At 30.5% G+C, this 17,196-nt stretch carries 13 protein-coding genes; 5 read left to right on the forward strand and 8 right to left on the reverse strand.

All coding sequences use genetic code 11. The features are described from left to right. Window positions 1-102: 102 nt before the first annotated feature. On the forward strand, window positions 103-1,617 hold the full coding sequence (locus tag WPG_RS14935) for a DEAD/DEAH box helicase (protein ID WP_045474139.1): 1,515 nt from the start codon (window positions 103-105) through the stop codon (window positions 1,615-1,617). Window positions 1,618-1,753: 136 nt separating this feature from the next. Further along, window positions 1,754-2,452, forward strand: coding sequence for a hypothetical protein (locus WPG_RS14940; protein ID WP_144374491.1), 699 nt, complete (start codon window positions 1,754-1,756; stop codon window positions 2,450-2,452). On the opposite strand, the gene WPG_RS14945 is transcribed toward WPG_RS14940, so the two are convergent. Genes WPG_RS14945 through WPG_RS14955 form a run of 3 tightly spaced genes read right to left on the reverse strand, consistent with a single transcriptional unit; the run spans window position 2,442 to window position 5,958 of the window. Then, the gene (locus WPG_RS14945; protein WP_410529697.1) at window positions 2,442-3,005 is read right to left on the reverse strand and encodes a pseudouridine synthase; all 564 of its coding nucleotides are present in this window, start codon (window positions 3,003-3,005) and stop codon (window positions 2,442-2,444) included. The two genes, WPG_RS14940 and WPG_RS14945, sit on opposite strands and share 11 nt — an antisense overlap. Window positions 3,006-3,010: 5 nt before the next feature. Continuing rightward, window positions 3,011-5,098 carry a DUF3857 domain-containing transglutaminase family protein gene (locus WPG_RS14950; protein WP_045474144.1) on the reverse strand — a complete coding sequence of 696 codons (2,088 nt, stop codon included), beginning with the start codon at window positions 5,096-5,098 and terminating at the stop codon, window positions 3,011-3,013. Between the two features lie 50 nt (window positions 5,099-5,148). Further along, entirely contained in the window at window positions 5,149-5,958 is an 810-nt protein-coding gene (locus WPG_RS14955; RefSeq protein WP_045474146.1) for a DUF1853 family protein, read from the reverse strand. A gap of 45 nt (window positions 5,959-6,003) precedes the next feature. Between WPG_RS14955 and WPG_RS14960 the strand changes: the two genes are divergently transcribed. After that, window positions 6,004-7,122 (forward strand): DEAD/DEAH box helicase, encoded by a 1,119-nt coding sequence (locus WPG_RS14960; protein WP_045474148.1) that lies wholly within the window; start codon window positions 6,004-6,006, stop codon window positions 7,120-7,122. Window positions 7,123-7,141: 19 nt separating this feature from the next. Here the strand turns inward: WPG_RS14960 and WPG_RS14965 are convergent, their stop codons facing one another. Together WPG_RS14965 and WPG_RS14970 are read right to left on the reverse strand one after the other, a co-directional pair. Next, window positions 7,142-7,951 carry a T9SS type A sorting domain-containing protein gene (locus tag WPG_RS14965; protein ID WP_171817193.1) on the reverse strand — a complete coding sequence of 270 codons (810 nt, stop codon included), beginning with the start codon at window positions 7,949-7,951 and terminating at the stop codon, window positions 7,142-7,144. A 260-nt stretch (window positions 7,952-8,211) separates the two neighbouring features. Further along, window positions 8,212-13,140: a PQQ-dependent sugar dehydrogenase gene (locus tag WPG_RS14970; RefSeq protein WP_045474152.1), complete on the reverse strand. Its 4,929-nt coding sequence runs from the start codon at window positions 13,138-13,140 to the stop codon at window positions 8,212-8,214. A 317-nt stretch (window positions 13,141-13,457) separates the two neighbouring features. Between WPG_RS14970 and WPG_RS14975 the strand changes: the two genes are divergently transcribed. After that, window positions 13,458-14,033: a DUF4251 domain-containing protein gene (locus WPG_RS14975; protein WP_045474154.1), complete on the forward strand. Its 576-nt coding sequence runs from the start codon at window positions 13,458-13,460 to the stop codon at window positions 14,031-14,033. 9 nt (window positions 14,034-14,042) lie between these two features. On the opposite strand, the gene WPG_RS14980 is transcribed toward WPG_RS14975, so the two are convergent. Continuing rightward, a complete protein-coding gene (locus WPG_RS14980; protein WP_144374492.1) occupies window positions 14,043-14,636 on the reverse strand; it encodes a hypothetical protein in 594 nt (197 codons plus the stop codon). A gap of 4 nt (window positions 14,637-14,640) precedes the next feature. Then, the gene (locus WPG_RS14985) at window positions 14,641-15,198 is read right to left on the reverse strand and encodes a YceI family protein (protein ID WP_052471295.1); all 558 of its coding nucleotides are present in this window, start codon (window positions 15,196-15,198) and stop codon (window positions 14,641-14,643) included. A gap of 181 nt (window positions 15,199-15,379) precedes the next feature. On the opposite strand from WPG_RS14985, the gene WPG_RS14990 reads away from it, so the two are divergent. Next, the gene (locus WPG_RS14990) at window positions 15,380-16,195 is read left to right on the forward strand and encodes a winged helix-turn-helix domain-containing protein (RefSeq protein WP_231850202.1); all 816 of its coding nucleotides are present in this window, start codon (window positions 15,380-15,382) and stop codon (window positions 16,193-16,195) included. A 9-nt stretch (window positions 16,196-16,204) separates the two neighbouring features. Here WPG_RS14990 and WPG_RS14995 read toward each other — a convergent pair whose 3' ends face one another. Then, entirely contained in the window at window positions 16,205-17,188 is a 984-nt protein-coding gene (locus tag WPG_RS14995; protein ID WP_045474160.1) for a type IX secretion system membrane protein PorP/SprF, read from the reverse strand. Window positions 17,189-17,196 lie beyond the last annotated feature (8 nt).

A 17,196-nucleotide genomic window follows, 5' to 3' on the forward strand; every position in this document is an offset into this window, starting at 1 on the left:
CACAATAACGATACCAATGTTGTTAAATGTTGTTAACAATTTATTTTAAAACCCATACAATGTCCTATTTTTGCAAAATTAATGTCTTGCTAAACTAATTTTATGTCTACAGAAATAGGAACAATATCACAAAATGCCACTGAGAAAAGTCTTTATGATTATCAAATTAAAGATCTCAATCGCATTTTTGATGTTATGCGAGACGAGCCTGACAATTTTAATCTCTTATATCAATTACCAACTGGTGGTGGTAAAACAGTAATCTTTTCTGAAATTGTTAGACGTTATATAGAGCAACATAAAAAGAAAGTCGTTATTCTTACACACAGAATAGAATTGTGCAAGCAAACTTCTACAGTGCTCTCTGGTTTTAACGTAAAAAATAAAGTTATAAATAGTAAAGTGAAAACTTTACCAGACCAAGATGAATACGAATGCTTCGTAGCCATGGTAGAGACTTTAAATAATCGATTATCTGATAATGATTTTGAATTAAAAAATATTGGTCTTGTTATAATTGATGAGGCTCATTATAATTCCTTTAGAAAACTCTTTAAGTTTTTTGAAACCTGTTTTATACTTGGTGTAACAGCCACGCCTTTGAGTAGTAATATAAAACTACCAATGAAAGATAACTATTATAAGCTTATTGTTGGTGATGATATTTCTACGTTAATTAAAAATGGGTTTTTAGCAAACGCAGATGTTTACCATTATGATGTAGGTTTAACAACATTAAAAATTGGTATTAATGGTGATTACACTGTTAAGTCTTCTGAAGCATTATATACCAATAGTGTAATGCAATCTAAGTTATTATTGGCTTATGAAGAGTTAGCAAAAGGTAAGAAGACGCTTATTTTTAATAATGGTATATATACGTCTAAAGAAGTCTTTTATACCTTTAAGAAAGCTGGATATAATGTGCAGCATTTAGATAATACAGCAAGCAAACAAGAACGAAAAGATATTTTAAAGTGGTTTAATGAAACACCAGATGCAGTTTTGTCTTCGGTAAGTATTTTAACCACTGGTTTTGATGAACCATCTGTTGAATCCATTATACTCAATAGAGCTACACGTTCATTGACTTTATATTTTCAGATGATTGGTAGAGGAAGTCGTATTTATAATGATAGAAATAGCTTTCAGGTTATTGATTTAGGAAATAATATTGCACGTTTTGGACCTTGGGATCAGCCAGTAGATTGGCAACACATTTTTAAATTTCCTGATTTTTATTTAGAAAACATTGTAGATGATGAGTCACTAGAACGTGATTTTGTATATATAATGCCAGATTCATTGAAGCATAAATTTAAAAAATCAATGACTTTGGATTTTGATGTTAAGGCAGAATATAAAGATGTTATTAATTTAGGTAAAAAATCATTTACAGTGATTGAGCGTTCTATTGCACAACACTCTCAAATTTGTATCGATAATAGTGAAGACGTCTACGATGCAAGAGAACTCATTAAAGACCTTCAAGACGAAATAGCTTACCGTATTAAACAATATTGTTATTGTATAATGAATAGCACTCAAAATTATAAAGATTGGCTTTTTGAAGAGTATAATAGAAAGTTGCGTATAAGTTTTAATGGAAAGTTTTAACGTTTTTTTGTAAGGAAGTACATTATTTTCCGTTTATTTTGAAAAAGGTATAGTTTTTGTACCACAAGTTTATAGATATAAACTAGTCTAAAGTTTTATAGTGAGAACAATCAAAACCATATTAATTTTATTCTGCATGATGTGTGGAATACTGGTTTTTGCTCAAGGCCCAGATAAGGAAAAGAAATCAATACGAATTCCTGCTGAAATTTCTCCGAAGAAAAAAGATTCTGCTTTAGTTAAAATTAAGGTTGCTCCTAAACCAAAAAAAGAAGACGATAAATCAAAAGGTAGTTCTAAAATTACTGACAAAAGATTTGTAATGAAGGAAACTAAAAAACCATTTTCTATGACAGAAAAAGATGGTTTAAGAAGCCCGAGTGAGATTTATGAAAAACGTTGGACTAAAGAAGCTGAGAAAGGTGGTATTATTAGAACAATGTCTGATCAATTTTTAGGAGAACATAATGTAGATACTAAATTTGTAAATATTGTTTGTCGAGATCATGAATATCCTGATGGTGATCGTGTACAAATACAAGTCAATGGTTACATTGTTAAAGCAAATTTATTATTGACAACTAGTTATAGGCGTGTAGAAGTGAATCTTGCTCAAGGTAAGAACACTGTAGATATAACCGCTTTAAATCAAGGTGATTCTGGCCCTAATACAGCTGAGTTTGTGGTGTATGATGATAAAGGTAAAGTGATTTCATCTAAAGAATGGAATCTTCTCACAGGTGTAAAAGCAATTATTGTTTTTAATAATGAAAAGACAGTTATAAAATCAAAATCTTCAGAAGATAATAAAGAAGATGAAGCTTCTAATAATTAATAGGTAATACTTCTGAGGGTTTCATCGTTTCTAATTTATAATTACCAATTCTTACCCTTACTAATCGTAATGTAGGTAGTCCTACTTTTGCAGTCATTTTTCTTACTTGTCTATACTTACCTTCAGTTAATGTTACTGATAACCAAGACGTTGGTCCATGTCGTTCATCTCTAACAAAACGCTCGATGATATGCGATGTATCATTTAAAATTGCAGCTTTACAAGGTTTTGTCTTATATGGTTTGCCCTCAACAGATATATAAAGTCCTTCTTTTATTTCGGAAATAATTTCTGGCGTAATTACCCCATCTACCATAACATGGTATTCTTTATCAATTTTAGAACTTGTAATATGGTTACTAAATTTACCATCTGTAGTTAATAGAAGTAGACCTTCAGACTTTTCGTCTAAACGACCAACAGCCATAACTCCTTCAGGTAAATTCACTAATTCTCCTAAAAGTTTTTTGGACTTCCTCTTGTTTTGATGGTTAATAAATTGACTTAAATAACCATATGGTTTATATATTTTAAAGTATTGAAAATTTGTAATAACTTTTATTTATTAAGGTTTCTAATTCTAAGAATATAAATTAATAGCACTGCAATAAGCACAACTAAAAGGAGAACAATTACCACAACAGAACTGTTATTTTTATTGTCTTCATATTTTCGAACAAAAGTGTTGGAATTTGATTCCACATAATTCTTGGGTATGAATATGTAGTAAGAAATTCTATTCTCTAGTTTTTTTATATCATTATAATACTCATCAAAATTATCTATAAGCACGTCACTATTTTGATTCTTATAGAAATGATTTAAATGAAAAATATTTTTACTCTTAATATATTTAGCTTCAAATTCATAATAGAAATCATTAGAACTAATAGTGTATTCTTCATTTTCAATTCCCCATTTACGAGGTAGACGTACTGTGATATTGTGTCGTTTTGAACTAGGATAGTATAATGAAACTGGTTTTGTTCTTGTCTTTTCAGTTGGAATATAAAGAGCATCACCAATACTAGATGGATAAAAGGAAACGGCTATTTGGTTCTCTTCTCCAACCATTGGTTCCCATATATTATTTAATTTATAATGCTCTTTAATCGTTATTGTATTTTCAATGCTATCATCTACAATAATTGGTGATTCAATAACTTCTATATCGTCGTGATAAGCTGTATAATAATTTTTAAAATTGTCTTCTATAGTTGAGATGCTATTTGCTTTATAATAGCTACGCATCACGTCTGCTTCGTAATCATAATAAATTGTTTTTACTTTTAAATCAGCCCCATTGCCTACAGGCTCTAAATCATATTCATCAAATACTTCAATTAAATTTGTAGCGAAAGTTTGTAGCTCTTCCAATTCAGTCGCACCTTCTTTGATAACCAAGCCATATCTGTAATTTGGGAAAAAGACATTTTTAAAATCCCCTTTTTGATTCGTAATAGTTGGGTCAAAAAATAAAGGAGTACCATTTTCATCAACTGCTTTTACTACCACATGATCAAACGCTTTTGGTGTTGGTAATAATTCAGGTAAAGATTTACCGTAAATAGTATTCACTAACATTGGGTACGCTTTTATATCCAATGCATTGAGCATTGTAACCATTAATAAAGATTTGTCTTTGCAATCTCCAAATCTTTGGTTAAAAACTTTGCTAGGAGTGAAAGGTTTGTAACTACCAATACCATCTTCTAAACCTAAATAACGTATTTCATTTTGAATAAAATTCAGTATGGCTTCTATACGTTTACCACGAGTTTTATGCTTTGCCTTAATAGACTCAACTTTTCTCTTTAATTCTGGTGATAGTGCTTTATTTATATCATAAACGTCTATTGCCCAATTAACAACTTCCTCCCAGGATTGGTAGTCTGAAACGAATAGAATTTGATACTCCATAAACCAGCTCGGAGCGTTCTCTTCAAAATTTGCTGGTTTAACATTATTGGCACTCCAGTCGTAAATATATTGGTTTGTAGTCTTAACAATATTTGGAGCAATATTAGAATTAAACACTTTATGAACTAACTCTTTGTTACTGATAATTCTTAAATGAATTTTATTTACGTATACATAATCATTTAGATAAAATGCACCTGAAAAATTGCCTTCATGTATTGGGTTAAACCCCTTAATTGTATAGCTATAATCAATAATATCACCTTTTCTAATATCTGCTAAATTTATCATAGCTGTTAGGCTGCCATCATAGATATAGCTTTCAGAATTTGATTCTTTCCGTAGTACTTGAAAATTATTAATAATTAGCTTGTCAATAGTTTCATCATTTCTAATAACATCTATTTTATGAATAACTAAGCTTTGATATGTTGGGTCATAATTTATAGAAATTTCAGAGGCGCTTTGTATACCAACATTATCAGAAATTTTAGTTACAATACGTCTATATTGGTGCTTTTTTATTGCATGAGTCTGCTCATCTGAAAGCAAGGTAACAAGACCATATTCTATGTCATCTTCTGAGATGCTTATTGTTTCATTATAGGATTGTAAGTCTATCCAATTTCCCTCTTTTTCCGATTTTAATTGCCCATGAATAGTGTTAGAGATAAAACAAAGAATAATTAAGCCTATTGATTTAGAAATAGTATTGATATGAAGCATTAGTTATGAAATTTCAAATTGAAATATACTAAAAGCCTTTTATTTTAGTACTACCAAAAGGTTATAAAATACTTATAAAGATTATCCTTGTTATTTTTTATCCAAACTAAAGGAGAACGCCTATCATTTATTTTGTTTTTAATAAGTTCTATTGCCAAATTATAGGATATCCAATTTACATTTAAATGCGGAATGACTAACCAATCTAATTTCTCTGGAAAATAAAATTCATAATTTTTTAATACTTCAATCTTATTGAATGTTATATGATAACCAATTATACAACCTGGATTTAATGGTTTTATATCTATTGATAAATTATTATGCGGTAAAAATAATTGTGCTTTAAAGCATAATTTTTGAGCTATTGTTTTCGCTTTTAGATTATAATTATCGAGATAAGCCTTAGTTGACTTATGATGCAAAAGAGGTAATTGCTTATTATGAAGTTTATCTAGTTTGTATAATAAGCTATCTTTTCGATTGGGGCCAATCCAATAGGCTAGAGGTGATTTATAAGTTTTAAGTGTATCGTATAGATAAAATTTATAGACGATTTCTATGTGAATTGGTAGATCTTTAAAATAGTACAAAGCATCAATCTCACCTACGGTTTGTTTACCTTCTTGAATTTGAAGATTGTTGCAAATCCATGTATAAGCACTTTCTTGCTTGATTTGATGATTTACAAACTCTTCTACAAGTTTGCCTAAACGTTTGTTTTTAAATTTATCGGAGTTATCTATTATTTCAGAATTATCACTTAATATAACCTGGTTATATTGAGACACGTCATTGTCTTTCCAAAGTGGAGGTGTAGCTAGATAACCTTTATAACGTAATTTTGTGATTAAATCCATTGAATATCGAAAGTACAAATTACCTTTGTCCCAGAATATTAAAATATGACAACATTTTCTCAACTAGGCCTTAATAAAGCTTATATAAAAGCATTAAAAGAACTGAATATTATAAATCCTACAGATATTCAGGAAGCAGTAATACCAATACTTTTGGAATCTAGAACGGATTTAATTGGTTTGGCGCAAACTGGTACAGGTAAAACAGCAGCTTTTGGGTTACCGATTTTAAATTTAATTGATACTAATATGTCTGAGGTACAAGGTTTAATAATTGCACCAACTAGAGAGCTTGTACAACAAATTAAGAAACAACTTTTTAAGTTTACAAAATACGTAAATCATAAGATTTTTGTAGAAGGCGTTTATGGTGGAGAGAAAATGGATAGGCAGATTAAAGCATTGAATAGAACAACACATATCGTTGTGGCTACACCAGGACGTTTACTAGATTTAGTAGAACGTGGAGCTGTAGATATTTCCAATGTAAAAACTTTAGTTTTAGATGAAGCAGACGAAATGCTAAGCATGGGTTTTAAAGAAGATTTGAGTAAAATTTTAAAGTATAATACTTCCAAAAGAAATACATGGTTATTCTCTGCAACTATGCCAGATGAAATAAAACGTATTATTAAAACCTACATGTCCGTTGATGCAATTAGAATTGAAGTAAACAAAAATGCTTTAGTAAATGAAAATATTTCACATCATTTCATTAATACAAGCATTAAAGATAAATCGAATATAATTATAAGACTCCTTGACAAAAGACAAGAGGAGCGAGGTGTTATATTTTGTAGAACTAAGGCAGGCACAAAAACTTTAGCAAAACAATTACAAGATGAAGGCTTTGCGGTTGGAGCTCTAGAAGGTGATATGCAACAAAAAGAGAGAGACAAGGTAATGCGTGCGTTTAAGAATGAGAATTTGCAAGTACTAGTTTCTACTGATGTTTCTGCTAGAGGGATAGATGTTAATAATTTGGCGTTTGTATTGCACCATCAATTACCTGAGCATTTAGAGTATTATACTCATAGAAGTGGCAGAACTGCTAGAGCAGGGAAAACAGGACAATCTATTGCTTTGATCATTCCTGGAGAAATGCAAAAAATTAGCGATACTCAGAAAGCTTTAGGTATTACATTTAGAGAAATGGCAATGTAAAGCTATTTAATAATAGTAGTTATTGAATAATTATTTTCTGTGTTCGATTTTCAGAATTTTTATTTGAAAGTTTTACTATATATACACCAGTATTTACTGAGCTAGTGTTAATTGTGTGTTCTGTATTTACTTTATCTAAAACAAGGTAATTTATCAATCTTCCATTAATATCAAATAATCTTAATTCTGTATCACTTTCTAAATTTCCTTTAACAATAAAAGTGTTATTGGTATGGTTTGAGTAGATTTTTAACTCATCTAAAGCTTGTTCTGTAGGACTTAGCACATCAGCCTCAAACTTTATATAAAAGCGTCCTGTGCCAGACAAATTAGTTGAAGGAGTAAAACTATATGTGCTTTCATTTAAGAGTATTAATGTATTTGCCTCTCTATCCTCTAAATAGATATTAATGGATTCTAGTATATCAGTTTGTGCAATACTAAATACAATCTCTTGCCCTTGACTTGCATTAATACCTATTGGTATCGTTATGTTATTCATATCAGTATCGCTCAATGATTGAACTGAATATGCAATTCCAGTATCACCTTGAACTAAATGAGAATAAATTGAAAAGGACGATGGTAAATTACCATATAATGATGCGTCATACCCTGGGTCTAATCCTTGTGAAGCATTACTATTAAAATAAAACTCGGTAAAAGATATTAAATTGTTAGAGACTAAATTTAGTTTTAAATACCCATAATGAGACATTGCGTAATTCTGATTATTTATCGATAAATCTTTTGAAGGAAAAGCATTTAAAAGAAGTAGAAAAATTAAAATACTTAATACTATATTAAAAAATGCTAGTTTGAATTTCACATGTGAGATTAAACTTCTTATAAGTTTTTTGGAATTATAAGGGGTCATTTTTTTAACGAATAATAATTAATAGCTGAATAAATATACCTATTAAATTTGTAAGCCTTAATATCTTTCGATTAAGATGCTTTATCTACGACTAAATTCAATACCAAGAGATTACATTGGCTTATTTCTGCCTCAGGAAACTACAAATTCCTTCTAACAAAAAAGCGTAGCAGCATCGTTACTACGCTTTAATAATTATATATTTAACAGCTTTATTTAACAATTAACTTTTCGATTCGTTTTTCATTGGCACTAGAGCTTAGCTCTGCAATGTAAATACCAGCACTTAATTCTTCTACATTTATAGTTTGCAGAGAATTTGCGACATCTAATTTTATAGATTTTAATATTCTACCATTAATATCATATAATTTAAAGTTTGTAGCATTTTTTATCGAACCTTCAATTACAATCGTTTTTTCTGAATTATTTGTATAAATCAATAATTCATCCAAAGGTAAATCATTAGTGCTTAACAGATTACTTTCTATACTTAAATAGAAACGACCAATGCCAGATAAATTTGTATCTGCAATTATACTGTAAGTGTCAGTGTTTAACAATGTAAATGTATTAAGTAATCGATCTTCTAAATATACATTTTTAGAGTCAGGTATGTCGTTTTCATCAACACTAAATATGATGTTTTGTCCTTGACTAGCATTAACTCCGATATTAATAACAACATTTTCTAGGTTAGAATCATCTATTGATTGAATAGCATATGGAACACCAGAATTACCTTCCACTAAATTTGAATAAATTACGAATTCTGGCAAAATACTTGCAAACAACGCAGCATCATATCCTGGATCTAAACCTAAAGTTGTATTACTGTCAAAATAGAATTTTGTACTATAACTTAAATCGTCAGTATTAAGTTTAAGACTAAAGTCTTTGTCTTCTATAGGTGATGTACGTCCAAGTATAAAATCATCTGATGAACCATTTACACGCATAGCTGGAGTAAATGATATCGTTTGTAAACCGGGTTTATTTTTTACTAAGAAACCTTGTCCTGGGGCTATTGATAAACCAGTAGTTGTATTATTGAGGATTGTCCATCCATCACTTGCATTACCATCATATCCATAAATAGCTTGATAAGAAGCTATATCTAACTTATCTTTATTCAAAAGGAAAAATGCATCAAAGTCTATATATGAAGGATAAGGATTTCCAATTAAATTCCAACCAGTGTAAGAGGAAGAAGCAGTATCATTAATTTGTATATCAACTGTATTAGTTTCCATTTCACCTTCAAAAACAAAAGTAGTACCACTTATCGGGTCTTCAGAAGCATCTCTTGCGCCTCTATATCCTTCTCCAGAATTTAAGAGCGTAGTAGCATTAGAAACTGTAGAATATATTTGATATTCACCTGAAGGCTCGTCAAAAGGACCAAATAGTTTTTGAGTTGGATTACTTGGGTTTTCAAAAATGTTTGGGTTTTTACTTGCAAAGTCGCCAAAATCTTGCCCTTTTACAGGCGGAGCTAATAAGTCATTACCATTAGATCCATTAAACAAATTAACATGTTTTTTATACTTAATATTACCAGTACTAGTACCTGTAACAATTAAACTTGAAAATTTATTTGATGTAGAATTCAACTCAACGGTCCCATTAATTATTAGGTTTCCATTAATCGTTACACTACCACCCTCCAAGATTTGTAAACTACCTCCAGTGGCTACTGTATGATCACCATTGATAACTATACTTTCATCAATACCTACCATAATATTTATACAATCATCAGGTGCAGTAAATAAAACACCATTGCTTTTGTAATTTGTATTGTACCCATCAGTAAATTCAGCTTCTACTTCTACATCAAGTCCATCAGAGTTTAAACCTGTTAAAGTAACAGTTTGAGGGCTTGTAGTAATAGGAAACGACTGCCCATTAACAACTAGTGAACCTGTAAGTGGTGCATTTGTGTAAGTAATTGTTACATCTTGAGTATATGTGTTGTCATTGTTATCACAACCTGTTTGAGTTCCAGCGGTTATATTATCGATAGTAGTATAATTATTAAAAGGTAAAAATTGTATTAAGGATGCTTTTGGTTGAGTATCAACATCAGCACCATTACTAAATTGAGTATTACCACCTCTTCCTCTTAAGTGGATGCGATATAAATCATTTACACCATCACTATATAATTGTAACCTTAGAGCTTCAGCATATACAGGAGTTTGATTAGATCCTCCCCATTCATAAATTGCGGTATCACTCCAGCTGTCACCAGTATTATTATCAATCCAACCACCTTGTCCTTCTTCTATTGTATGCCATGTTCCTTCACGTAGATAGCTCACACGCCACATTGTATTAGGTTGAGGCTGATTAGGATAAGAACCACCAAACGTAATGTAATTTATAAACTTTGGCTCTGGCCAATCAACTCTCCAAAAGAAGCCATTATCAGCATTTACAGTGCCTAAATTATTGCTCGTACCATTATAAGGGACACCATATTCAGAGAATTGAGTAATAACCTTATAATCATCAACAGAAGGATCATATAAAATATCTATTGGAGCACCTCTATTATTACCAAGACCTACATATCCGCTTAGTTGAGCAGATTCTAATAGTGCCAAATTACTAATTGGATTTGGGTTATGTGCTTCTATAAAATTAGGATCTAATTGATTTATCCATTGTTCAATAACATTTACTGCAGGTTGGTCAACTATTGTTTTTGAAATAGGTGGCATCATAGTTGATGGATCTACACTATTCATCCTATGGTATAAAATAGACTTTGAAGCGTCACCTGTATATATTATTTTTTCATTAGGGTCGATTCCTAATGGACTTAAAATGCTGGCTGTTAACAATTCAGTAGCTTCTAGACTATTAAAATATCTAAGATCAAAATTTGCCCTATTATTATTATCATGTCTATGACAATATGCACAATTTAAATCTAAATAGGATCTTGCTTTTTCATCTAAAGATGCATTAGTATCATCAAGTGATTTATTAGATATTAAATCTACTGTATCCGAATCTGTTATAGTTTCGTCTATAATACCTAAATGACTTAAGGTAACTAACTGATTTGCCGTCAAACCAGTCTCTGAATATGTGTAATCAGTATTTAAATATCTTGTTTTTAATCCAAGTCCACCTTTATTAGCTTCATTATGACAATCTTTACAATCTGAGTTAGATGGGAAATGCCACGTTTGGGTCCTTGTACCTGAACTAGTTGCTATTTCAATAGGTTCATCTAAACTTGTTACTTGCAAAGTTGCGTCGGTTTGTGCCTCATTCCAATTATAAGTAAGAAAGTACATTTCACCATTTTCATCTACAACAGAAATTCTAGTCTCAATTTTCCTTGTTACTAAAGGGTTATTATCATCTATTTGTAAATCAAAATGTTTAACTATTACTGTTCCAGGTGGAAATTCCCAATCACTATATTCAGAAGATTTAATCTGTTCTGTCGGACCAGAATGGACACCATCTGTATTTGGCACCGCAATCCAACGCTTTTTCAATGCGCCATCAGACCAAAATGATTCATATAATTCATAAGGTACAAAACCATCAATGACATCTAATGTGGACATATCAGAGAACACACCTGTATCAGAAAGTAAAATAGGCGGATCTCCTCCATTTAAATCATCATCAATTAATTTGTATATGTTTGTATTTGATCCTAGTCTTAAAATAAACAACTCACCTTGATCATCTTCACCAAATGAAATAATATCTTGTGGTAAGAATGTTCCAATTTGGACATAATCACCAGTATCTGTTTCTACAGAAAAAATCTCATCTCCACCACCATAATCTGCACATATGTATTTTCCATAAAGTTCTGGTATTCCTGTTCCTCTATAAACAAAACCGCCAGTTATTGAATTTGCTATATCATGTCCAAATGATTTTAAAGGTTCTTCATGGCTCATGTTATTAAAAAGATTTGAGTAACAACCAGGGCCATTTGAAGTACCTTCAAATAATGGCCATCCATAATTTGCTCCAGCATTCAATACATTAATTTCCTCTCTTGAGTTTAAGCCAACATCTCCTATGTAAAATTCACCGGTTTGACTGTCTTTTGTCATTCTAAATGGATTTCTTAAACCTATACTGTAGTATTCTTCAAAGAAATCTCCTGAAACATAAACATCAGCAGGATCAGTTGTCGTAAGGTTTAGTTGGCCATAAATATTTGTGCTTGAATTTGGTGTAGTATCTGAGAATGGATTGTCATTAGGTATCCAATATTCTACACCAGTAATTTCATCAGAATGTCCTACGTCTGCTGGTTTAGCTCTTACAGGTGCGTGGCTTTTGGTAGGGTCCTTATCAACATCAATTCTTATAACTCCACCTTCTAAGTTATTAGCAATGTCCTGAGATCTTTCCCATGATGCCATATCTCCAGTAGTAAGATATAAAAACCCATCATCACCAAAATCTAATCCTCCACCATAATGTGTAGTTCCATACATTCTATTTTTTAAAACAGTCGTACGAGAATTAGTTACAACGGTCATAGTTAAAGGATCGACTTCAAATCTTTCAAGAATTAAAAAGTTACCTTGATGCTCATTGTCGCTATAATTACAACCTTGACCTGTATATTGACCAAATCCAGGTAAATCTTGACCGTTCCAATTTTTAGTCGCATAATAAACATAAAAATAGTTTTTAGCATTAGATGGCGCATCAAATTCCGGGTGAATAGTAAGGCCTAAGAAACCTCCATCAGAGACTAAACCAACTTCTGCTGATAAATCTAATAATGTGTTTTTAGTGGTTGTTGTTTCATCATTATCAAACCAGTATATAATGCCATTAAGTTGACCTAAAATAACTTTATTCTGGTTTGGTACCATTTTAAAGGTAATTGGAAAGAAGAATCTTAAATTAGGAAAAGCAATTCTATAAGTTGCATCTAAGTCGGTATCAATTGTCTGAGGAAAAGCTGCATTTGCATAAGGAGCTATTACTTTTGGCGTTATTAATCCTGGTCCAGAAAAATATGGAAAGGCACTAAAGAATATTACAGAAGTAAAAAGGATTACAGGTATTATAACCTTAAATGACTTGGGGCTAATACATGGCATTATACTTCCAATAGGTTTTTTGGAAAAAAGATTTTTCATTTTATTTTTGATACAATAAATTAATAGCTATCGTAAATGTATCATTATTAGTCTAACAACTTGCATTGATTTATTTAAATTAACGAAAATTTCGATAAAGGCGCATTATCTACGATGAATGTAATTGTCAGATTATTAGATTTTTATATTCAAAAATAAAATACACTAAGCAATGAGGACAATTACTCTGAAATTTATAAAGATTCGTATTTTTTATTAGGAAAAATTTATAAATAACTAAAATTATTCAAATGTTTCTTTAAATACCACCATGTATTAGTATTTTATATAAATATTTGTGCATTAATAAAATTAATTTGGTAGAGAATATTTTTGGTTATATAAAAATACATAGTAATTGTGTATTAGTAATTTCATTTTTACTGCTTTTAAGTTGTGGAAGTTCAAAACGATCCAACGCATTAGAATTAGAGACTTTTGATGCACAGAAGCTATTGATAGGTTCTGGTAAATTTAAATTTACTGCTGAGACCGCTTTTTCAATGCAGTCAAATGATGTTATTGATGTTACAAATGCTTTAATACGTCAAACGGAAAATGCTAATGGAAGATTTTCTTTAAGTGCTAATAATGATTATATAATTATATCTCTAAATAAAGTTAAAGCTAACCTCACGTATTTTGGGGAGCTGCGCACTGCAGCTTACTCAGATACAAGAGACACAACTATTATTTTTGACCAAGAACCTCAAGCTTATAAGGTTAATGAAAATGAGAAAAAGAAAACGATAACACTTACTTTTAGAATTAAAAATTCAACTGAGCAATTTAATATTAAAATGCTTTTATTCTCTAATAAAACAGCTAGTGTTTATATCTATAGCTCTAACCGAACTACAATTAGGTACAATGGTAAAGTAAGTAGTTTATAGAATTAGTTTTTATTTATTACAAATATCCGAAGCTAGACTTATAGTATTTAATTCATTCCAAATTTCATTTTTAAAATCTAAACTAGAAATTCTAAAAAACATTAAATACTTATCCTGTTCTGAGCAATATGATGTTTCTATAGTCACATAGAGGTCTATAATTTCTCTAGTAAAAAAAGAATCGTGTACCTTCATCTTACCTCTAAAACCGGGTGATTCAGACTTGTTTTCTAGTTTTTTGAATTCTACTTGAGTTTTTGGTACAACAAAACCTCTCTCTTTGTTTACAGCTTCCATTAAACCATCATAATATAGTTTCATATTTGTTTCAATCATTTCTATTGTTGGCATATCTTTAAGATTGATATTCCAAACAAAAGCATAAGTAAAAAATTCGGTGCCTTCTGGTTTACTCCAGTTCTTTGCAAATCTCAAGTCTTCGTAACCTTCATAATTAATATCTTGTGCGAAGCTTAAAGGAAATTTAATTACCTCTTTTAGCCAAGTACTATCTGCGTTTAGCATATACAATTCTTCGTGTTCCTGACCAAAAAGCACTACGGTATAGAATAGTGTTATAATAATTATAATATGTTTCATCATGTAATTATAAGCTTAATGTGATTTCAAAACCAATACCATCTGCAATAGCTCCATCTCTTAATTTACTGTTGTAATCTATTCCCCAACGTTGTCTATCAATTTTAAACTTAGTCGTCATTAGTTGGGTTTCATAATTCACTTTTGCCTGAAAAGCTATTGGCAAGGTAATATCTTTTATAGTAAGATTAGCATAAATCTTCATACTCGTATTATCATGATATTCTACTCTAGAAATTACTAATTTTGCTGTAGGAAATCGATCAACTGCAAAGAAGTCTTCGTTTTTTAGATGAGCTACAAGACTTTTATTAGCTTCTTCGTCGTCAAGATCATCACAAGTTATAGATGTCATGTCGATAATAAATTCACCTCCAGAAATGACATCTTTGCTTTTTATGAAATAGCCTTTTGAGACATTAATTTTTCCATTATGACCACCAAAGTAAAAGGAATATTCATCTGACCATTTAATTTCACTTTTATTAGTGTTAATCTTAAGTTGTTCTTGAGCATAAATTGTTATGCTAAATAAAAATACGATTAATGTGATTTGTTTTTTCATCTGATTTTTTCTTTTGAGTAAATGTTTTTGGTAAATCTAGAATCAGAAGTTTCAAAGAGTATCAAAAAAATGTAAAAGAAGTGTGAACACATGTAAAATGTCGTATAATTATATGTTCTTTGTGATTATGAAGCGAATTATTTTAATCTTGTTCAGCCGATTCATCTTATGTCTCACTTTTTTGGTTATACTATCATGTGATACATCAGAGGACGCTGACTTTTCTGAGCTTACAAAAATTGCCTTACGAGATGCTGGCAATCAGCTTTTATTATCGCAAAGAGATTCTACTTCGTTAATTCTTCCAGTAATTGAATTAAATGAGAATACTTATCAATTAGCATTTAATGAACCTCTAACTTTCGAACCGACTTCACTTGTTTCAATAGTGCAAGAAAGTATTCGTAGATTAGAATTACCTGAGCATTATATTGTTGAAGTAATGCAGTGTAATGATAGGGAAGTGGCTTATAGTTATCAAATAAGTGTTGAAGAAGAACAGACTATAATTCCTTGTAGTGATAGATATTTGCCAGAAGCTTGTTATCTTGTTAAAGTGAATTTTTTTAAATTAGTAAAGCCCTTTACTATAAGTGGTGTATTACTGCCTCTAGGTATTCTTTTAGCCCTAATTGGTATTTCCTTCTTAATCCAAAAGCAACTAAAATCTAAAAATTTAAGCCCAAGTCAAAATGATAAAAACATTGAAAAGCTAGGTAGTTTCTATTTTTATCCTGAACAGAATAAACTTGTTAAAGAAGCTGAAGAAATTGCACTGTCAAAAAAAGAATGTGAGTTACTAGGGCTTTTTGTAGCTAATCCTAATCAGATTATTAAACGAGATGAACTCACAAAACGTCTTTGGGAGGATAACGGGGTTTTTGTTGGTCGTAGTCTAGATACTTATATTTCTAAACTTCGTAAAAAGTTAAAGAGTGATACTTCAATTAAACTTTCAAATGTTCATGGTGTTGGCTATAAGTTAGAAGTAAACTAAAATTTATATTTACCTATAATAACTCTGACTAGTTCCCTTTGTACAAGCACAATTACTAGCACTTTGTAGTAAATCTATGCCAATTGTTATAGCATGAGTACCAGAATTAAAGCCTGATAAATCATTTAAAGTCATCTGATATGAGTATGCAAAATAAAACTTGTTAACCATAACACCAGCCATAGGGCCAATATTAAGGGGTTTTAAGAATTGATCATTTAGGAAACGATAAGATCCTCCAATCCAATAGTAATCTCCTTTTCTATTAAATTTTCTATATTTAAAATTGATGTCTGTAGCCGAACGCTTGTCACTATCAAACATTTGATAAAAGACAGAAGGCTCATACTCAACGTCTTTGTTACTATTACTTCTAAGTACAAGTCCTGAATATAATTGATAGTTCAAAAGACGATCTGGTTCTAAACCAATATAAGGATCTGTATCTTTTGAGATTAAATTGTTAGCATTGAAACTCAAATAAAATGAGCGAAATCTGTACAAAATACCAGCGTCAAAATTATTATTTGATATGGCTCTATCACCATTAATTGCCGGATCTAAAATTGGAATATCATATGTGGTATTGAAATTTTCAATATCAATTCTAAAACTATTAATGTTATATGACACACCAAAAGATAAAAACTGCTTTGTTTTATAGTCTAAAGTTAAATGATGGGCAAACGAGAATTTAACACCTTTTTGACGTGTATTACCATTTTTATCATTGTAGGCAGATATGCCAACTCCAGAACGATTAGCAATTCTAAAATCAGCATAAAGTGATTGATTATCTGGTGCATTTTTTATACCAACCCATTGTGTTAATCCATTAGCTCTAACTTTAAGGTTATCACCAATACCTGCATAAGTTGGTGATATTACAAAATCATTATCCGCAAGATATTGCGTCCAAACAGGTAAATTTAATTCTTGGCTATAGCTATAAGACATAACCAAAAGAAATATATATAGTGTGATTTTTTTCATATTGTATC

The sequence above is a fragment of the Winogradskyella sp. PG-2 genome, from assembly GCF_000828715.1.
Classification (GTDB): domain Bacteria; phylum Bacteroidota; class Bacteroidia; order Flavobacteriales; family Flavobacteriaceae; genus Winogradskyella.